Here is a 19,026-nt window from a genome sequence, read left to right as displayed (position 1 = left end):
GCAGGGCTTACCCATTGAAATCCGGCTTTTTTTGCAACAGGATAAGCTCGACTGTATACAGTGGGGAACAATCATGACAGCACAGATCGATTACTTTTACACGCACCTGTCACCATGGGCATTTCTGGGTCATCAGGAGTTCCTGCGCATTGCGGAAAAGTATGATGTCACCGTGACCTTTCGCCCGGTCAACCTTGCTGTGTTGTTCCCGCTCACCGGTGGCCTGCCACTGGGCAAGCGTCATCCTGCCCGCCAGAAGTACCGCTTCATCGAGCTTCAGCGCTGGGCGGAAAAGCGTGGCGTGACAATGAATTATAAGCCAGCCCATTTCCCAACGGACATCGCATTGGCAGACGCCATCGCAATTCTGTTGCAGGAGCAGGGCGGCCCGGTTGGCGCTTATTCCCAGAAAGTGTTCGAAGCCGTCTGGCAAAAAGACCTTGATGCTGCCGGGGAGAACGTGCTCTCTGACATCCTCAAAGAGCTTGGCCTTGACGCGGATAACTTACTCGAAGGGGCCAAGTCCGCTGATATGCTCGAAGCCTACACCGTCAACTCCCGCATGGCAGAAAAGGCAAATGCCGTCGGTTCCCCAACCTATCTGCTCAACTCCGAGCCATTTTGGGGACAGGATCGTCTCGAACTTCTGGAAGATGCGTTGAAAAGTGGTCGCGGCCCTTACGAAAGCCTCGAGTAGTCCCCATTTCACTCCTATGTCTGATCGGATGGTCAAGGCGCTCTGATTGCTGCTAAACTGAAAGCCATACCTGCCAGCAGGTGTAGCACTGCAAGCATCTGACACCTTAACTCATTGATTTGAAACAGAGATGGGAAGAAGTCGTGAAACAGTCTTATCTGGCCAGTGGAATACTCGCCCTCGCAATCGCGACGGGTGCACCAAGCGCATTTGCCGAAAGTGAGCCGGAAGTCCCCGTTCGCTTCGAAATGCAGGAGACGGATAAAGGACTGCTGCGGCTCGACACCCGCACGGGGATAGTTTCCCTATGCTCCAACAAAGGCGCCAAGCTTGTCTGTCAGCCCTCCATAGATGGCATCAAGGTTTATGAGGACGAAATTACCCGTCTGGAATCCGAAAACGACAAGATGCGTCAGGAGCTTAGACGCATCTCTGAAGCACTTGCTACCCTGACCGAAGACGCCAGCATCGCCGCTATCAAACCCGAAGCCGGCCTCGACCTCTCCCTCGCCAAACCCCAGGAAGAAGGTTGGTTCGGTAAAGAGGAAGAGCAAAAGCTCAATGAAGCGCTGGAGTTCACCGAAAACGCCATGCGCCGTTTCTTCTCTGTTGTCGAAGAAATGAAGGATGATTTCCAAAAAAATGAGCAATCCGGCTCTGCCAACTGAGCGGGCATAAAAAAACCGCCTTCACAAGAAGGCGGTTTCTAATTCCTTGATCACAAAGCTTATTGGCTCTGCAATGCCACCAAAGCAGTGCGGAAATCTTCAGTCAGCGGAACAGTCTTGCGGCTGTTCAGGTCCATGCTGATGGACACCTGATCACACACCGCAGCCAGTCGCTTAGTCCGCGCTTCAAACAAATGATGACGGATTGTAAACGTGTTTTCCTGCACGCTGGTCAGCGTAGAAATCACCTGCACCATATCACCCAGCTTCAACGGGCTGATCCAGGAAAGCTTCTGCTCCAGCGCAACACGGCCATATTCGTTCTCATCCAGCCACGCCGTATTCATCGGCGTCCGCTCCCAAACATGGGCAGCAGCATCAGAGAAGCAAGAAAGTGCAAACGCATCTTCCGCTTTCTGCTCAGCGTTCAGATGACGCGGCAGAACAGTAGAGCGACCAGTAATCATCGCACCGCTTTTCAGCAAATCATCAATGGTCGGCTTCCCGGAAAATGGGCTAGGAGAGATACCACGTGGAACCGCTGGCTTGGAGATATTCTCTTCAACATCTTTAAAGCGAGCACGAAGCTGCTTTGCAGAGGAAGGGTTTGGCGTGTAGCCGTCAATCGCGGTCGCGCAGATTTCCCCGGTTGAGCCTTCAATCATTTCATGCACAACGGAGAGCATGTGAGGACCATCGAAAGCCACGTATGACTTAACTGTAATCAACGATGCAGCAACCAACTCTGCATGATAACGCACATGCCGAACCCGGCGTGCACCAACCAGTGCTTCGCTAAATCCGGTCAGCATTCTAAATTGACGGTCAGCTTCTTCAAACTTGGAGAAGTAAAACTGCACGTTCAGATGGTCGTTCTCGTCGCATTCCCATGTATTCACAAACGAGAGAAGTGTTTCTAAGCTTGCCATATCCAACCCTTTGTGCAGCCTCGGTCCATAAGCGCTACTGCGATACCCCACTAATTATTAACAATTAGCTCAGGTCGAACCGAATTTCGTCCGAAAAAAACTATCTATCCTTTGGGTGCTCAGCTTGGCAAGAGCAAGATCAAAACTTTGAAAAACATGACATCCATGGGGATAAACCTCAAGTGAGGCGTCCACTCCAGCCGATTTCAACCTAGACGCGAGAAAACAAGTATCATCCAGTAGGGGATCTTCTGTACCTACACTTAACAGCGTCGGCGGCATTCCTTCCAGCCGGGCATAGAGCGGGGAAATCTGAGGATCTTCAGGGCTTTCCTCTCCCATCAAGAAGTGCTTTCCAAACATCCGCATATCACGCGTGGTCGGAAATAGAACTTCATTTCCCCACAAACGAGCAGAGGGTGTGAGGCCGATATCATACCATCCTGCTAGTAAAACCAATGCTTTAAAGGGAACCATACCGTGTTTATCACGCAGTCGCAATGCGGTTATCAGAGCCAGAGTTGCTCCCGCACTTTCTCCTGTCAGGCCAAAGCTACTCCATCCAAATCTGCTTGCCCCTTCATTCAAAATCCAATGACAAGCTGCCTCACAGTCATCCGGTCCCTGCGGAAAAGGACACTCCGGTGCAAGCCGATACTCAACGGAAACCACGTCTAAACCTGTGTTTTTTGCCATCTCTTCAAGATAGGGATCCTGAAAAGCGGCTGAACCAAAAACAAATCCGCCACCATGGAAATGAACAACAACGCCCTTTGATGAATTTTCGTCAGCTCTGAACAAGCGCAGTGAGATTGGCCCGTGCGGTCCTTCAATCTCCAGCTCCTCTGCATTCTCAGAGTAGGTGGGAATCGGAAAGGCGCCCAGCCCTTGCAGGCGGCGCTCACGGGTAACAGAAGGGGGAAAACTCCATTGATCAGGGAGCGCTCTCAGCTGCTCCGTCATTTCCTTGTTAAATGCCTTTGCTTCTGCGGCAGCCTCTTGACTTATCGACAGAGGGGCGAAATTCTCAGCCATGTAGTTTCTCCGGAATCGACAATAAACAGTTGCCAATATGTTTGTTATAGAAGTTGTCGCGCAATCTCGCGTCAAAGACAACGACACGATCTTAATTAACTAATAATAAGGGGATGGGTTTCCAGCATGTCGGGTTGGTCGAAAACAAAGAATAGCTGCGAAGTCTGGACCATTGACAGCGGCCAGACGCAACTCTCCCAGTCCATGGGAAGACTGGTCTTCATGACACAAGGTCTCGGCTTTTATGAAGTTACCAACGAGATCCGCGAGTGGGCGAAGTCCGTCCAGCTCAAGGATGGCCTGCTCACCTTGTTTGTCCGCCACACCTCTGCATCCGTCACCATACAGGAAAACGCCGACCCAACCGTCTTGCAGGACCTGCAAAAGGCCCTTGCAAACGTGGCTCCGGAGAATGGTGGCTGGCTTCATTCCTATGAAGGCCCAGATGATATGCCCGCCCACATCAAAACCATGCTGACCGGAGTTTCCTTGCAAATTCCAGTGGTTGATGGGGATCTGGATCTGGGCACCTGGCAGGGTATTTATCTCATCGAGCATAGAAGAGCGCCACACAGACGCTCAATGACCCTGCATTATCATGGCTCATAACCCCAGTTTCAGATCAATCTGAGAAACTGGCAACAACGCTGACAAACCAAAGCCCCAAAGCAACCACCATCGCGCGCTTGGAATACTCATGGTAGGCCGTGCGCAATGCATCGCTGTGCAGTCTGTTGGGGTCTTGGCTGCTGTTGTCCTGGCTTTTGATCAGAGCCCACGCATCATCGCCATCATTCTTGTTGAACGGCATGTTCCAGGCTTTATAAACAAGAGCAGCACTCAAAGCGATTGCAAGCATGGCGCCTGCGCGAAATGAACTGGCCGGATCAAAGCTGAGCGCAGCCATAATGAAAAGCACGCCAAGGCAGTAAAATCCGCAAATACGGGCAACGCTGGCACGGGCAGCACGTTGTAAAGCGTCCATAGGTTTCTCCTAGGCTTCTATTGGAGATAAACTATAAACGCAGCTCTATTGAATTCGACTTATCGCAAGTTGCAAACTGGAATTGGCGTAAATGGACTGCAAACGCCCTCTAGTAGTTGTAATGGTTTGATTAGAACTTTCTGAAAATTACGTCTTAATCTCTATGAGTTCTTCTGGTTCATCCTCGTCAGAATTGTCAGGGATATCTATCGTAAGATCTCGCTCATCTGGTTGCTCAAGCAAACTTGCCAGATGAAAATGGCGTTCATCTTCAGAAAAAGTGACGTAACTAAGCGAAATGCCAACCACAAAACTTAAGAAGGCAGCAAGCAAACCGCCCATCTCCGCTGGGAAGCCAAACCAGAACCCTGTCGATCCGCTCTTAACTGCAATTGCATAAAGCACAGTCGCCAGACTACCTGCCAGCATTGCACTGTAAGCCGCGGTCGCATGGAAGCGGCTCCACCAGCATGAGAGGATCAGAACCGGGAAGAAGGTCGCGGCTGCAAGTGACAACGCAAAAGCCAACATATCCAGGAAGAGTAGGCTTTGGCTGTACGTAAGATAGGTGACAATGGCACAGACACCCAGCACCACAAGGCGCGCCAGCACGATTTTCTGGCTCAATGAAGCTTTTGGCAAAGCAAAGGTTTCAATCAGATCTCTGGAGATGCTGGTGGACAGAGCCATCAGCAACGCAGAACTGGCTGCCAATGCCGCCGCGACAATGCCAGATCGGATCAAAGCTGCGATCAGACCGCTCTGACTGCCTTGATCAAGCGCATTGGGACCAAGCAGGCTTTGCAACCGTTCATCAGCCAAAAGCAGGAAGTAGGCCGAGCCGATCACCATCAGCAGAAGGAGGAAAGAAAGGGAATATCCGGCAGCTCTCCTCGAGTCCGATGAGCTCTCCGTACCCTGAAACTTGCTGAGCAGATGCGGTAAGCTCGCCATTCCAACAGCAAAGAACAGCGCTGTACCGATCAGAGGCCACAAGCCACCTGCATAGGGGCCTTGGGTCAAAAACCAACCAATACTGGTGTTTTCTATGTCAATAATTGCAGCGAGTTGAGTGTTCAGCGATGTTCCAACGACACTCGTAAACTCAGCCCCCTCCGCCACAAGAGGAGCGGTGAGCTGATCCAGAACAAGCAGGATGACAGGGGACAGGCAGGCAAACACCATCAGCACGCCCTGAAGTGCCTGTGTCCACACAGCGGCGCTAACACCACCCAAGACCACTGAGATCAGTAGCACAGCTGCAAAGAGGAGAATGCCGGTTGTTGCTGTTGCTCCAAGAGAGGTGGCAAGCACTTGGCCCCCGATAAGCATTTCAGCACATAGTAAAGGAACAGCCACCAGAACAAGCAGTCCACTTGCAACCAATCGAACCAGATTGCTTTGCAAGCGTACACCCAGAAACTCAGGAATGGTCGCAGAACCAAACTTTCTGAGCGGCGATGCAAACAAGATCGCGCACAGAACCAGACTGCTCACCCACCCGAGAATGATTGGAAAGCTCACATATTCCGGCAAGAAAATCAGGGAGAGAAAGAGCGGAAAGAAACTCCCACCAACAAAACAAGCTGCCAAAGTAATGCCGGTCAGCCCTGCGGGTACATTTTTACCACCCCAGTGAAACTCAGTGAGCTTCATGGTTCTGGCAAGGATACCAACCATGGCAAACACCAGCAAAGGCAGCAGGGCCATAAACGCTTCGATTAGCACCACGACAACACCAGCCTTCTCCATCACGGCGAGAAGACCTGTCAGCAGGAACAGGGCCAGAGCAAAAAGGGAAAGTGCAAGCGGAATGCCTTTGTATTGCGAGGGGTGAGGATCAAGACTTGAAAGACTCATGACTTGCCTCCAGGACGTTTGGAAGCGCCGGTGCTGTCTTCAGCAAGCCGATCTTGTGCACCACAGAACCAGGAGATCAGAATGCTGGCGACGAAAAACAGGATGCATCCCCACACATAGCTGTTTGAGAGAGAACCAAAAAGTCCATTCAAAGCCTCTTGAGATGCACCTTGCCCCAAAGATGGAGCGCCGTAGTAAATCGCCAGACAGAAGAAGATGAGCCAGAGTGTGAGGGTTGCGGCCATGAGCGCACGGGTTTTGGTCCAATAGGCGACTCTATTTGGTGTACGCACTCCCACCTCCAGTAATGCTTACTCAACGTATACATACTCTACAGTGCCCAAAGCGAACCGCTAGACTAAAATTCTACTACCTAATACTAATCCCCAATCCTCGAAGCACTGAAAGCAGAAAAACATCGACAATTTGCGACCCATACTTTGGGCGCAACTATTGAGATCTGTGCATGCCTTCTTGCAATATCTTAATGATTACTGGTTGTTTTGTCGTAAAAGTGCATGAGATGGGTGAAAACAATCAACTTCATGCTTGCCAGCACCTCCTTGTTTCGCATAATGCTTTTGTATAGGGGGTTGCGATCAATGAGACTCTGCGGAGTTCACTGGTTGTGAAAAATCTATCGTGGCGTTTTGGGAGAGCTGCGAAATTCTCGCTCATGCTCCTGAGGCGTCGAAAACTGTATGTCTGATGATCGTATTTCGATGAGACGGATCGAAGACCATTGGAAACAGTCCACGACAAGAAATGGAGGAGCACAGCGTGCACAACGCGGTCCACCGCTTTATTATCGCTGATGACCACCCGCTGTTCCGTGGTGCAATGCGTCAAACAATCGAGAAGCAATTCGCGTCGGTAAAGATTATTGAGGCTGGGAGCCTTGATGAAGTTACCGCAGCTCTCGATCGGGAGGAAGACGTAGACATGATCCTTCTGGATCTGTCCATGCCGGGCATGCGAGGGTTCTCTGGTTTAATGTACTTGCGTGCTCAATATGTGGGTGTGCCAATTGTCGTCGTTTCAGGAACAGAAGATCCGACCACAATTCGCAGTGCCATTGAGTTTGGTGCGTCCGGGTATATTCCAAAGTCACTTGGTATTGATGTTATTCAGGATGGTGTTTCTGTTGTTCTGGAGGGAGGCGTTTGGATTCCACCGGACATCGACCTGAACACCGTTGATGAAGCAACCAAAATGGCTCAGCGTCTTGCATCGCTGACACCGCAGCAGGTGCGCGTGTTGATGATGCTTTCGCAAGGTTTGCTTAACAAGCAGATCGCCTACGAACTGTCCGTATCTGAAGCGACTGTCAAAGCACACGTTTCTGCGATCTTGCAGAAGCTGGGCGTTGAAAGCCGTACGCAGGCAGTGATCGCAGCGGCGAAGATTGAAGCTGGTCAGTGGCAAAGTATTGCTGGCTAATCAGGCTTTGATATGAATTACGAAAAAAGGCGCTCCCCGGAGCGCCTTTTTTGTTGAGCCAATGATAGAAACGATCACGGATCAGCTATCCCCAAGCGCCGCTTTACAGCGCATTAGATGAGCTCGAAGCACTGCAGGTTTTAATGGCTTATGGATCATCTCCATATCCTTGTCAGTTGCTTCTGCGCGAACCTCGGCTGTTCTGTCTGCTGTGATCAGCATAGCAGGGAAGTGGACACCAAACTTCCAGCGCAAATGCACCACTGCTTCAATACCGGTGCCTTGATCCAGATGGTAATCCGCCAAAATGATGTCCGGCTGTGTTTTGCTGGAGTAGATCACCTTAGCTGCTTCTTGCGCATTCGGAGCCGTAACCACGTTACACTTCCACGTACGCAGCAAGGACTCCATGCCCTCCAGAATCTGCGGTTCATTGTCGATAGCCAGAACATTGAGCCCGGCCAGCTGGCTGACGATAGCCCGCGGCTGTGCCTGCTTCTCAGCCACCGGTACGCTCATTGCTTCTTTTATGGCGACAGAGAAACGGGAGCCTTTGCCATCTTGTGACTTGAGCGCAACGTTCAAACCCAGCACCTTGCTGATCCGCTCAACAATAGAGAGGCCAAGGCCGAGGCCGGATGCAATGCGAGCACCATCATCAAGACGGCGGAATTCCTTAAAGATCAGCTCCTGCTGTTTCTCCGGAATACCGATGCCGCTGTCATAGACCTCGATGTTGGCCATGTTGTTCTTGGTCTTGCGAACTCCAACGACTACGCCACCTTTCGTGGAGTACTTCAAGCCGTTGGAGATCAGGTTCTGCAACAAACGACGCAACAGGCGTCGATCAGAGCGGACACAGACATCCGTACTTCTGATCTTGAGCTTCAGGCCCTTCTCTTTCGCAATTGGCGTAAATTCGACCCGCAGCGGATTGAGAATGTCATCAAGACGGAAAGTCGAAATCTCTGGTTTGAACGCCCGCGTATCAAGCCGCGAGATATCCAGCACAGCACCGATGATCTCTTCCACGGACTCAAGAGAGGCCTCAATATTGCTGACCAGTTTCCGGTCTTCTGGATCACCATCTGTAAACCGATCAGTGAGGGTCGAAGAGTAAAGCCGTGCAGCATTGAGCGGTTGCAGAATGTCGTGGCTGGCAGAAGCGAGGAAGCGAGTTTTATCCTGATAGGCCAGCTCCGCAGTTTTCTTGGCTGCTTCCAACTGCTCATTCACCTTGGTCAGCTCTTCGGTACGATCCCGAACGCGCTGCTCCAGGTTCTCATTTGCCCGTGCTAGAGCTTCTTCCGCCAACACGCGCTCTGTGATGTCCGTGTAGCTGGTCACCAAGCCGCCGTAGGGCATTGGGCTTGTCCGAACTTCCAGAACGGTACCAGCACTGACCAGATGCTCCTGATAGGTCTCCTGCCGGTTGATGAAGTTGTGCATGCGCAGGCCGACAATTTCATCGACATCACCGTCCCCAAACTCTCCAGCCTCGGCGATATGCCGGATCATTTCCTCAAGCGAGGTGCCCACTTGCCCAAATTTGGCTGGCAACATAAGCATCTCACGATACTGCCGGTTCCAGCAGATCAGGCGGAGATCCTTGTCATAAACGGAGATACCCTGACGCACCTGATCTAGTGCGATCTGGAGAAGGTCACGGTTATATTGAATGGCTTCAGTCGCATCATCGAGCAGTTTGATCGCTTCCTGAGTGCCCGGATCACGGCGTTTAAGCAGCAAGGACAAGACAAGGCGGGCAGAGGCAGACCCAATCGCACTGGCCAGCAACTGCTCGGAGAACCTAAGAATGACAGCATCCGCTTCTTCTTTACTGTCGATCGTGATGCGGTGTTCAGCGGCGTATGTATCAAAGGAGCGCTGCGTCCGTTCTTCGCCCACATAGCGGGAGATAGTCGCCTGAAGGTCACCAACAGTGATAGTCGTGCGTAGCTTCCGCAGGGCAGGGGCCTGTGTGATGCCGGTTGGCACAAAAGTATTCGCCTGAATGCGCTCAATGGCGGTTGGCTGACGGGTCAGAGAGAAGACCACATAAAATACAAGACCAGCGACAAGGCTCCACAGCACACCGTGAACGAATGGATCTACATCCAGATAAAGCAGCGCTTCAGGTTTGAGGATCTCTATACCAAACGGTCCATTGTTCAAAATGGCAGCGCCAAAGATGTTCTCCCGAGCAAACACCGGCAGCAGCAAGGTGTAAAACCAAACTGTGAAGCCAGCGATCATGCTCGCAATTGCTCCACGCGCATTTGCTCTGCGCCAGATCAGTCCACCAATGAAAGAAGGCGCAAACTGCGCGATGGCTGCGAATGAAAGCAAACCAATGCTGGAAAGAGCAGCACTGTCACCGGCAACGCGGTAGTAGACATAGCTTCCAAGAATGACGAGGAAGATGGACATACGCCGAATGCCCAGCACCAACTGGCTCATATCCTCACCAGAGGTGGAGATGATCTCATCTTCACTGCGCCGCCTTAGAATGATCGGCATCACCAGATCGTTGGAAACCATAATCGACAGTGCAACTGTGGTTACAATCACCATGGCCGTTGCAGCTGACAGACCACCAATGAACACAAGCAAGGTCAGCCAGTCAGCATCATATGCACGAGGCAGAGCCAGCACGAACATGTCCGGATCAACTGTGTTGCCCAGAATGGTCAGGCCAGCAAGAGCGATAGGAACAACAAACAGGTTGATGGCGATCAGGTAGCTTGGAAACAGCCACGTTGCCCGCTTCAATTCCGCTTCGCTGTTGTATTCAGTCACCGTCACATGGAACTGGCGCGGCAGCAGAACTATAGAGAATAAAGAGAGCAGCGTGATCACCGCCCACTTGCTGGCATTGATGTTCGTGAACAGATCCTGAGAGCTGTTGGTGTTGGCAAAAGAAGCGTGCAGCAGATCCCATGGGCCATCAAAGAGCATGAAGGTGACCCAAATACCAATTGCAAGGAAAGCCACCAACTTAACGACCGCTTCTGTCGCAATGGAAAGCATCAGGCCTTCCTGGTGTTCAGTCGCATCAATATGGCGGGTACCAAACAACCAGGTGAACACCGCCATGAAGATGGCGATCATCAGTGTCTCATCGCCAAAGATGGAGATCTCAGCATCATCCAGCGAAAGCAATGGGTGTAGCACTATGGTGCCCACAGAAAGGTCCAGTGCTTTCAGCTGCAACGCGATGTAGGGGATCATGCCGATGAAGGCGATCAGCGTAACGATCGCACCAACCATCGGGTTCTTGCCATAACGAGCAGCGATGAAGTCAGCAACGGAAGTGATCTTCTCCGCCTTTGCCAGCTGGATGACCCGCAGGATCAACGGGTACCCGAAGGCAAACATCAAAATGGGGCCGAGGTAGATGGCAATAAACTCGAAACCATTTCGGGAAGCAGATCCGACGGATCCAAAAAATGTCCATGATGTACAGTAGACCGACAGCGAGAGGGCATAGATCAGTGGCCGCCCTCTGGTCTTCTTAACGCGGGTTTTTGCGACTTTGTCACCGTAGCTCGCGATAACAAATAAGAGCAGTATGTATGCCAAAGCGACAAGGACTACGATCCAACCTTGAAGCATGCTTCCCCCGCCGGACTGGTGCGTCCGTTACTTCCATTAAATGTTTTTTGTCTCTCAATATTGCACAGTTGACCGATCTTTTGCGAAAGGCAAGAGTTCAATACGAGTTATTGCGTCTTTGTAACTGTAGAATTTTCTGACCTCGACGAAAGGCTATGAGTTGGGACAACAACGCAATTCTACAAAAGAGAACAGGCAAGGGGCCTTTGAAAATATTGAGAAAGTTTCTCTCGATAATCCAAGCTGGCTGAAGCGCCTTTACGCGTTCTTCTTTTATAGATCCGACCTTGATACCCTCGATAAATTAAAGGGGTATTTAGGGCGCAGTGCGGCCTACCTCACACATAAGAATGTTCAGGAATATTCACGTTCTCGTGCCGGTGTTCATTGGAAAGCTTTGTTGGACGAGGAAGAGTTCCAACAAGCCTTGGAAAGTTCCCGCTGGAACTCGTTTTCAATCACTGTCGAACTGGTTGGTGAGATGGCACTCATCGTGCTGCGCCAGAAAACCAGAATAGATCCGCAGGATTTGGCTGGAATGATTGGGCAGTTGCTCAAAGAGATCATCGTGGAGCATCAGGAAGTCTCGGCTTGCTCATCGCAGGAGTGGAATGCGGCAGCACTCAACATGCAAACCAAAATGCGAACAGACGCCCTAGTGCCTTCCAGAAACGTTGCGGACATTGCAGCAATGCATGTTTCGAAGGTTTTCTGCAGTCTTCCGATCCATAAACGGCTGCATGGTCATGATGAGCTGCTGCTGCTGAATGGTTTGCGTTTGAACCTGCTACAGCTGCAACATGAGTTTTCTATCCGCGCAAACTGCAAGGCACTTTCAGAACTGGCGAAAAACCACCAGATGCGCTCTCCAGATCCTGATTTATGATCAGCGAAATATTATTTCAAACAGCGCTGACGACTCAAACTACTACCTTCGATACCGTGTGTTTTGGAATGAAAACCGCCTGCATCGGTGGAAAACCTAGGCTTTGGGGAAGATATATCCTGCGACATATACGCGCCGTATAGGTGAACACGCTTACTACTTTTGGTTTACTCTATTTAGTCTTATTCCAAATTTGGCAATGATTTTGCGCGAGCACCTGAGAATTGTAAAATAATATTTTCCGTAAACTAACCTAAGGGTTCTCAGGGTTTTGTAGCGCTTGTAAGGCCAATCGGTAGGCATGCATGCTGTGTTTGAGACCTCTTACAGCTCTAAGTTTGCACGCCTAGGTTTAGAGAACGCATGTCTCCTACTTAATATATCAACAAATTTAAGGGAATTAATCGTTAAATCAGTCGCAGGCTAGGTGATTGACCTAGCTTAGGCCATGGGATAGCTGATTAGTCAAAATACCCATCTAGATACCCGTTTAGATAAGCGTGCGGGTACGCTTACAACAACTAGGAAACTACTATGGTCTCCTCTTCATGCTTGCACAGTGTTCTGGATACAGCCGTTAATGGCATCATTGTCATTGATGATAACGGAACGATCCTGATCTACAACCGTGCTTGCGAGAACATGTTTGGCTACAAGAGCGCCGAAGTGGTTGGCAAGAATGTCAATACGCTGATGCCGAGCGCCGTTGCTGAACAGCATGACCAGTACATCCAGAATTACCTGAAATCCGGTGATGCGAAGGTTGTTGGTATTGGTCGTGAAGTTGTCGGGCGCCATAAGAACGGCACCGAAATTCCAATAGAGCTCTCTGTTGGCGAAGCGCAGACGGAAAGTGGGCACCAGTTCATTGGTGTTCTGAAGGATCTTCGCGCCACGAAAGAATATGAAGAACGCCTTCGCGTGCTTCAGTCCAACCTGGTGACGATGACCCGTGTGAATGCCCTCGATGAAATGGGCGCTGCAATTGCGCACGAAGTCAACCAGCCTCTCACTGCTCTGATGCTCTATCTGCAAACCGCCGCTCGCAGAGCACGCGCAGCAGAGCAGCCAGATGATGCCATGATCAGCTTGATGGATAAGGCAGTCGTTGAAGCGGAGCGGGCTGGGCAGATCATCCAGCGCATGCGTAACTTTGTTGAACGGCAGGCTCCGCAATGCATCGGAACCGGGCTGGCAACACTGATTGATGATTGTCTTGAGTTGGTTCGTGTGGGCCATGAAGCTGATGATGTCGAGTTCATCTCTACTTTCGTGGACTACGATTACCAGCTTGAGTTGGACTCCGTACAAATACAACAGATTCTTGTAAACTTGATCCGAAATGCAGGGGAAGCCGTAAAGGATCAGCCTGTTAAGCAAGTAGTTGTCTCTGTCGAACGCGACGAGGACAATGTGTTTGTTAAGGTTACGGATACTGGACCAGGCCTGGATGAGGAAGCAGTGTCGCACCTTTTCAAGGCCTTTACTGGGACAAAGCGGCGCGGTTTGGGTATTGGACTTGCGATTTCTCGTAGTATAGCCCAAAACCATGGTGGCGATTTACTTGTAGAACCATATGAGGAAGGTAAAGGTGCAACCTTCACTTTGCGGCTCCCGGTAAACTCAAAAGCAACGAGCTGAGCTGAAGCTGTTGTTTAGAACAACAAGAATAAGGACCTGAGCAATCATGACAATGCCGTCTGTGATCCATATTGTTGACGATGACCCAGCGGTTCGCGACGCGCTTTCTCTACTGTTTGAAACAGAAGGGTTTCGCGTAAAATCCTTTGCGAACGCTGAAGAGTTTCTTGGTGGGGTAGAAGAAGAGACGCCAAACTGCGTACTTCTTGATGTTCATATGCCAGGACGGTCAGGTATTGATATTCTGAAAAGCCTGAACGGCGAGAACTTCCCAGCACCGATCTTTATTATTTCCGGTCAGGGCGATATTCCAATGGCTGTTGAGGCGATCAAGTCTGGCGCCTACGACTTTATTGAAAAGCCATTCGACGTAGAATCCATCATCTCTCGCGTTCGTGAAGCAGTTTCCAGAACTGCACAGGCGAGTGGTGCGAACACAATGACCTTCCCGGGTGCAGAAACTCTGACACCTCGTGAGCGTCAGGTTCTGACCGAAATCACAGCAGGATCTTCCAACAAGGAAGCTGGCAGAAACCTCAAGATTTCTCCACGTACTGTTGAAGTTCATCGTGCGCGCATCATGGAAAAACTTGGTGCACGTAATGCTGCGGACCTCGTTCGCATCGTCCTGACTGGTGAGCCTCCAGCTGCTTGATGTAGCGCAAACTAATAGGGAATGACCGGCTATACTTTCGGCCAATCTTGTTATTCCCGCGTGTTACTACGCATTACAAGACCCCGGCGCTTGTTTATGGTGGCTGGTGAGACAAAGTGCTGCACCTATTGTGCTTTGTCTCTCGAGCTACGAGAACAACGCTGGGGTTTGTTGTGATCTATATCGTTGAAGATGATGTATCTGTACGCGATGCAATTGCGGAAATGTTTGAGAGCCTTGATCTCACATGCACCGCGTTTGCAGACGGAGAATCGTTTCTCTCAGATGCATCACCGCGTGTAGATGACACCGTTTTCGTTGACCTGCACCTGCCTGGACTCGCTGGATCTGACCTGATTGAGAAGGTTGCCGCTTTGGATGAGGCGCCACAAATTGTCGCAATCAGCGGTCAGCCACTTTGGAAGATCACGCGGGAACTGCCAAAAATTAGCTCAACGCCAGTTGTTCGTAAGCCATTGAAAGAACAGGATTTATTGGATTACGTGTAAACTTGATCTAACGCAAAAATTCATTTGTTTCAGATCAAATTACTGAAATATGAACCTGCTCCATAAGTTTTAATGCGTATTTAGACGTTGCATTCTAATCAGTAAATCTGCATCAACAGGTCAGGCAAGCAATGACGGATGCTTGTCATGGCCAAGAGGCATTTAGAGAATAAACGAATAGTTCTCGCTACTTGCCCAGGCACGATGTTTGCGGAGGTATCCGCGAGGAGGGATTATGGTATCGGCCACATTGACAAAGCTTAGCGACCTTGATGGCCAGGCACCATTCAACGGTTGTCAGGAAAACTTCAGGCAGCCAGAAGTAATGGAAAAGCACTTGGGTCGTAAGCAGCGCTTGTCCGCGCACGATGTACTTTTCTATGAAGGTGACAAGGCAGAGCGCCTCTATGAAGTCGTTCGTGGAGTGATGATGCTCTACAAACTACTTCCGGATGGTCGCCGCCAGGTGGTCTACATTCTGCGCGAAGGGGATATGCTCGGTTTCTCCAACCGCGACTTCTTTGATTGCACCGCAGAAGCTCTGACCGAAGTTGAGCTTCAGGTCTTTGAAAGCCGTGAGATCTCTACTTCTCCGATGATGCAGCACTACGTAAACCGTTGTCTGCTCTCTCAGATGGAAATCCTCCACGAGCATACCGTTCTGCTGGGCCGTAAGTCCGCACTGGAGCGTGTTTCTACCTTCCTGATGAGCTTGGTGCCAAACCGTGGTGGACACGGCTGCACAGGCCCAAATGAAGAAGGTAAGCCAGATACCAAAACCGTTGCTCTGTCCATGACCCGTCAGGAGATTGCAGATTACCTTGGTCTGACCATCGAAACCGTGAGCCGCGTGATTTCTCAGCTGAAGCGTCGTGGTTTGATCAAAGTCGAAAAGCAGGACAGCATCCACATCACCAACATCTGTGGCATCTGTCAGCTGACCGGTATGCACTAAGCTGAGCTTAGGTGCAGGGCGCTCACCATAGAGCGTCGATAATAAGATAAGGAAACAGGCGCTGCACTCTCAGCGCCTTTTTTGTTGTCAGCATCTCTGCATAAAAGAAAAGCGGCCCGTGAAGGCCGCTTCTTTCATTCTGGTATGTCGTCGCTTTTAAACTGCGACAGAGTGCCGTGCCTGCTGGGTGGCTAGGTAAGTGTCAAACGCGGCAGCAACCACGCGTACATACCGTCGGCCTGCATCTGTCACAGTCACAACAGTGCCTTCCAACGTTGCCACACCGTCTGCAATCATCTCCTGCATGTCCGCTGGGATGCTGGCGAACTCGCTAACTGGCAGGCCATGCTTTTCAGCGGTAGCTGCGTAATCAACCTCATAGTAGGTCATCAGCTGCATAATGATCTCTGCGCGGCACAGATCTACCTTGTCGACAGCAATGCCTTTCTTGATCGGCAGAACATCATCAACCACCATACGCTCCCATTCGCGAGCAGATGGAGTTGTCTGAATGTAGCCCTGTGGCAGGAAGCCAATGGAGCTGCAGCCAAAACCGATCAGAGTGTCAGCAGTATCTGTTGTATAGCCTTGGAAGTTACGGCGCAGACGGCCTTCTTTCAAGGCAATTGCCATTTCGTCAGTTGGCAGAGCAAAGTGGTCCAGACCGATCACTTCATAGCCAGCTTCAACGAGTGCATCGCGGGAAACGTCAGAAAGGCGGATGCGTTCATTTGCACCCGGCAGGTTCTCTTCTTTAATCAGCTGCTGGTGCTTCTTGAACCACGGAACGTGCGCATAACCGAACAGAGCAACACGGCCAGGTGCAAGTTCCTTGGTGTATTCAACTGTCTCGCGGATCGTCTTTTCAGACTGTCCCGGCAGACCATACATCAGGTCGAAGTTGATATCGTGCAGCCCAACATTGCGAAGGGCAGTCACGGCCTTCTTCACTGTGTTGTAAGGCTGGATACGACCGATCTGTTTCTGGACGTCTTCATCGAAGTCCTGAACACCCAGACTGGTGCGTGTGATGCCAGCCATCTTGAGGGTTTCAGCCAGATAGTCGCCAACTGTTCTTGGGTCGAGTTCGATTGCGTGCTCAATATCCTCTGAGAAGACAAAGTTGGCTTTCAGCTTGTCGACGATCTTCAGAAAAGCTTCACGAGGGACAAGGCTTGGTGTGCCGCCACCCCAATGGATATGGTGAACCTCACGACCTGTGCCCAAACGCTTCAGCACAAGGTCAATCTCTTTGAGCATCAACTCCACATACGCAAGCACCGGCGCCATCTTGCGCGTCGCCTTGGTGTTACATCCGCAGTAATGGCACATTTCCTGACAAAACGGCACGTGCAGATACAGCGACAGTGGGGTGTCACGAGGAATACTCTCCAGCCATTCTCCATAAAGAGATGGCGTCACTGCTTCACTGAAGTGAGGGGCAGTTGGGTAGGAGGTATAACGAGGTACGTTCAAAGACGCATATTTTTGCTCTAGATCGGTCATGACGCTACCATACGCAAATGGACTAATTGAACTTTGATCCCTGTCAACATCACTGAGTTTTTAAAAAACTCAAGTCCCTTCAAGCAATTCGCAGCTGTTTGCGAACAGTTCTAAACTCTATGATTGAAATGATATATTGATTGATTGAATCAAGATTGATCATATGAATTTCGCTTTGTACCTCTTCTGTAATGACCCACGCTGAGAGGTAAGCTAGTGAGTAAAAACGACATTCTGACATTACTAGGTGTTTTGGCGCTCGGCGGAGCGGGAGCTGCTGCGTTTGAAGCGCTGTCACTTCCTGCCGGTTTTCTTGCCGGACCGATGGTAACAGTCGTTCTCGCCAAATCTATTTCTCTTCCCTTGCTCAAAGATAATAGCTTCACATTCCCAAGCGGCCTGATCTCTACGAACTTAATCTTCATCGGTGCTGCAATGGGATCTGCTGTCTCACCTGACTTCTGGGCGGGGGCTGCCTTATGGCCGCTCTCCATGTTGGCGCTAGTCGCTGTTGTGAGTGGCATTACGTCCTGCGTTTACCTCTACACCTATAAGAAATGTAGGTGGGGTCGGGATGAAGCCTTCTTTGCAGGTCTGCCCGGTGCGTTAGGAATGACTGCCGCTCTCGCACAGGAGAGGGGAGCGCCTATGGATCGCATCATGATCGTCCAACTCGTGCGCCTTTTTCTCCTGATCGCAGTCCTACCTCTGATCATCTCCAGTGTCGTTGGGGGCAAAGAGGTTATCTTCACGGAGGCGAATGATGCAATGAGCCTGAGAGATGGGCTCTATCTTGTCCTCGCAGTGCTGATCTGCGCAGTCTGCGGGTATGCTGCTCTCAAGCTAAAAGCGCCAGCGGGAATGCTGACCGGTGCCTTTTTCGCCAGTGCCGCTCTCAACTCAACGGGTATGCTAGAGTTCGCGCTTCCGGTATGGCTAGCGACGCCCTGCTATATACTAATGGGCACCAATGTTGGCCTCTACATCGGCAAAATGGATCGCAACACCTTAAAGCCAATGCTCGGCACCTCTCTTGTCGTGTTCGCTATCAGCCTCTCAGTCGCTTTGGGTGGAGCTGTAGTCACCTCTTGGGCCCTCGAGATCTCCTTCGATAAGGTCTTTCTGTCTTTTGCACCCGGTGGCATGGAGGCCATGCTTCTCATCTCGATCCTACTGGATATAGATCCGGTGTTTGTGGCCACCCATCAGTTGGCCCGCTTCATGGGCCTTCTGGCCTTCATGCCGATCGTCACAAGATATGTACTGGGGCCTGTTTCTGCTGGTCAGGCAGATGAGGCGAGGGCGCAGAGTGCGACCTAAGACGCATATCGCAGCGGTGCTTTTGTGCGCTGCAGAATATCGCGAGGAACTTATCCAGCTCACCATGATTCTATGTATGCGTGCCTACGCTGATTTACCTATCAAAATACGCTAATTTATACCGAGCTCGCCAAAACACGCTTCAAGCTGCGCCAAAACAACGCATCTTGGGCTAATTATATGTAATATATGACGAAAACCCCAAAATAAGGGGTGTACTTGCGAATTAGAGTAATTTTATTTTTTTTGTTCGAGTTCTTTTTGACATGTATCAAGGGCGGGGCAATTTGCCACCCATAGAACTACGGTCAGGTAGTCCTATCTG

Annotated in this window: 17 protein-coding genes; 10 read left to right on the top strand and 7 right to left on the bottom strand. The window is 50.7% G+C overall.

Annotation, left to right across the window (positions count from 1 at the left end):
* Positions 1–73 precede the first annotated feature (73 nt).
* Positions 74–697: a 2-hydroxychromene-2-carboxylate isomerase gene (locus PJE062_RS13695; RefSeq protein WP_008549689.1), complete on the top strand. Its 624-nt coding sequence runs from the start codon at positions 74–76 to the stop codon at positions 695–697.
* A 143-nt stretch (positions 698–840) separates the two neighbouring features.
* Positions 841–1,365: a hypothetical protein gene (locus tag PJE062_RS13690; protein ID WP_008549711.1), complete on the top strand. Its 525-nt coding sequence runs from the start codon at positions 841–843 to the stop codon at positions 1,363–1,365.
* A 59-nt stretch (positions 1,366–1,424) separates the two neighbouring features.
* Here PJE062_RS13690 and PJE062_RS13685 read toward each other — a convergent pair whose 3' ends face one another.
* Together PJE062_RS13685 and PJE062_RS13680 are read right to left on the bottom strand one after the other, a co-directional pair.
* Positions 1,425–2,294 (bottom strand): thioesterase family protein, encoded by an 870-nt coding sequence (locus PJE062_RS13685; protein ID WP_008549971.1) that lies wholly within the window; start codon positions 2,292–2,294, stop codon positions 1,425–1,427.
* Positions 2,295–2,363: 69 nt separating this feature from the next.
* The gene (locus tag PJE062_RS13680; protein ID WP_008549917.1) at positions 2,364–3,329 is read right to left on the bottom strand and encodes an alpha/beta hydrolase; all 966 of its coding nucleotides are present in this window, start codon (positions 3,327–3,329) and stop codon (positions 2,364–2,366) included.
* A 204-nt stretch (positions 3,330–3,533) separates the two neighbouring features.
* Here PJE062_RS13680 and PJE062_RS13675 point away from each other — a divergent pair, with 204 nt between their 5' ends.
* Positions 3,534–3,938 carry a secondary thiamine-phosphate synthase enzyme YjbQ gene (locus PJE062_RS13675; protein ID WP_157039176.1) on the top strand — a complete coding sequence of 135 codons (405 nt, stop codon included), beginning with the start codon at positions 3,534–3,536 and terminating at the stop codon, positions 3,936–3,938.
* Positions 3,939–3,951: 13 nt separating this feature from the next.
* Here the strand turns inward: PJE062_RS13675 and PJE062_RS13670 are convergent, their stop codons facing one another.
* The 3 genes from PJE062_RS13670 to PJE062_RS13660 all read right to left on the bottom strand — a co-directional run bounded on the left by PJE062_RS13670 (position 3,952) and on the right by PJE062_RS13660 (position 6,467).
* Positions 3,952–4,314 carry a hypothetical protein gene (locus PJE062_RS13670; RefSeq protein ID WP_008549898.1) on the bottom strand — a complete coding sequence of 121 codons (363 nt, stop codon included), beginning with the start codon at positions 4,312–4,314 and terminating at the stop codon, positions 3,952–3,954.
* Between the two features lie 147 nt (positions 4,315–4,461).
* Positions 4,462–6,174 (bottom strand): sodium:solute symporter, encoded by a 1,713-nt coding sequence (locus tag PJE062_RS13665; RefSeq protein ID WP_008549569.1) that lies wholly within the window; start codon positions 6,172–6,174, stop codon positions 4,462–4,464.
* Positions 6,171–6,467, bottom strand: a complete 297-nt coding sequence (locus PJE062_RS13660) for a hypothetical protein (RefSeq protein ID WP_008549912.1) — start codon at positions 6,465–6,467, stop codon at positions 6,171–6,173. Before PJE062_RS13660 ends, PJE062_RS13665 begins: the two co-directional genes overlap by 4 nt.
* Positions 6,468–6,939: 472 nt before the next feature.
* On the opposite strand from PJE062_RS13660, the gene PJE062_RS13655 reads away from it, so the two are divergent.
* A complete protein-coding gene (locus PJE062_RS13655; RefSeq protein ID WP_014284470.1) occupies positions 6,940–7,614 on the top strand; it encodes a response regulator transcription factor in 675 nt (224 codons plus the stop codon).
* Between the two features lie 81 nt (positions 7,615–7,695).
* Here PJE062_RS13655 and PJE062_RS13650 read toward each other — a convergent pair whose 3' ends face one another.
* On the bottom strand, positions 7,696–11,229 hold the full coding sequence (locus PJE062_RS13650; protein WP_208982309.1) for a PAS domain-containing hybrid sensor histidine kinase/response regulator: 3,534 nt from the start codon (positions 11,227–11,229) through the stop codon (positions 7,696–7,698).
* Between the two features lie 400 nt (positions 11,230–11,629).
* Between PJE062_RS13650 and PJE062_RS13645 the strand changes: the two genes are divergently transcribed.
* The 5 genes from PJE062_RS13645 to PJE062_RS13625 all read left to right on the top strand — a co-directional run bounded on the left by PJE062_RS13645 (position 11,630) and on the right by PJE062_RS13625 (position 15,875).
* Positions 11,630–12,115, top strand: coding sequence for a hypothetical protein (locus tag PJE062_RS13645; protein WP_208982308.1), 486 nt, complete (start codon positions 11,630–11,632; stop codon positions 12,113–12,115).
* A gap of 534 nt (positions 12,116–12,649) precedes the next feature.
* Entirely contained in the window at positions 12,650–13,756 is a 1,107-nt protein-coding gene (locus tag PJE062_RS13640) for a nitrogen regulation protein NR(II) (RefSeq protein WP_008549791.1), read from the top strand.
* Between the two features lie 52 nt (positions 13,757–13,808).
* Positions 13,809–14,411, top strand: coding sequence for a response regulator transcription factor (locus PJE062_RS13635; RefSeq protein ID WP_014284474.1), 603 nt, complete (start codon positions 13,809–13,811; stop codon positions 14,409–14,411).
* 173 nt (positions 14,412–14,584) lie between these two features.
* Entirely contained in the window at positions 14,585–14,920 is a 336-nt protein-coding gene (locus tag PJE062_RS13630) for a response regulator (protein ID WP_008549773.1), read from the top strand.
* Between the two features lie 235 nt (positions 14,921–15,155).
* Positions 15,156–15,875 (top strand): Crp/Fnr family transcriptional regulator, encoded by a 720-nt coding sequence (locus PJE062_RS13625; protein WP_008549988.1) that lies wholly within the window; start codon positions 15,156–15,158, stop codon positions 15,873–15,875.
* A gap of 156 nt (positions 15,876–16,031) precedes the next feature.
* Here PJE062_RS13625 and hemN read toward each other — a convergent pair whose 3' ends face one another.
* Positions 16,032–17,381 (bottom strand): oxygen-independent coproporphyrinogen III oxidase, encoded by a 1,350-nt coding sequence (gene hemN, locus PJE062_RS13620; protein ID WP_008549883.1) that lies wholly within the window; start codon positions 17,379–17,381, stop codon positions 16,032–16,034.
* Positions 17,382–17,597: 216 nt separating this feature from the next.
* Between hemN and PJE062_RS13615 the strand changes: the two genes are divergently transcribed.
* Entirely contained in the window at positions 17,598–18,701 is a 1,104-nt protein-coding gene (locus PJE062_RS13615; RefSeq protein WP_008549873.1) for an AbrB family transcriptional regulator, read from the top strand.
* Positions 18,702–19,026 lie beyond the last annotated feature (325 nt).

Source organism: Pseudovibrio sp. JE062 (genome assembly GCF_000156235.1).
Classification (GTDB): domain Bacteria; phylum Pseudomonadota; class Alphaproteobacteria; order Rhizobiales; family Stappiaceae; genus Pseudovibrio.
Note: the sequence above shows the minus strand (reverse complement) of the source record. Positions and strands in the feature narration are given on the sequence as shown.

Excerpts from the sequence above, each read along its gene's own strand:
- PJE062_RS13695 (WP_008549689.1), top strand. The coding sequence starts at position 74 with ATGACAGCACAGATCGATTACTTTTACACGCACCTGTCACCATGGGCA.
- PJE062_RS13685 (WP_008549971.1), bottom strand. The coding sequence starts at position 2,294 with ATGGCAAGCTTAGAAACACTTCTCTCGTTTGTGAATACATGGGAATGC.
- PJE062_RS13680 (WP_008549917.1), bottom strand. The coding sequence starts at position 3,329 with ATGGCTGAGAATTTCGCCCCTCTGTCGATAAGTCAAGAGGCTGCCGCA.
- PJE062_RS13675 (WP_157039176.1), top strand. The coding sequence starts at position 3,534 with ATGGGAAGACTGGTCTTCATGACACAAGGTCTCGGCTTTTATGAAGTT.
- PJE062_RS13670 (WP_008549898.1), bottom strand. The coding sequence starts at position 4,314 with ATGGACGCTTTACAACGTGCTGCCCGTGCCAGCGTTGCCCGTATTTGC.
- PJE062_RS13665 (WP_008549569.1), bottom strand. The coding sequence starts at position 6,174 with ATGAGTCTTTCAAGTCTTGATCCTCACCCCTCGCAATACAAAGGCATT.
- PJE062_RS13655 (WP_014284470.1), top strand. The coding sequence starts at position 6,940 with ATGGAGGAGCACAGCGTGCACAACGCGGTCCACCGCTTTATTATCGCT.
- PJE062_RS13650 (WP_208982309.1), bottom strand. The coding sequence starts at position 11,229 with ATGCTTCAAGGTTGGATCGTAGTCCTTGTCGCTTTGGCATACATACTG.
- PJE062_RS13640 (WP_008549791.1), top strand. The coding sequence starts at position 12,650 with ATGGTCTCCTCTTCATGCTTGCACAGTGTTCTGGATACAGCCGTTAAT.
- PJE062_RS13635 (WP_014284474.1), top strand. The coding sequence starts at position 13,809 with ATGCCGTCTGTGATCCATATTGTTGACGATGACCCAGCGGTTCGCGAC.
- PJE062_RS13625 (WP_008549988.1), top strand. The coding sequence starts at position 15,156 with ATGGTATCGGCCACATTGACAAAGCTTAGCGACCTTGATGGCCAGGCA.
- hemN (WP_008549883.1), bottom strand. The coding sequence starts at position 17,381 with ATGACCGATCTAGAGCAAAAATATGCGTCTTTGAACGTACCTCGTTAT.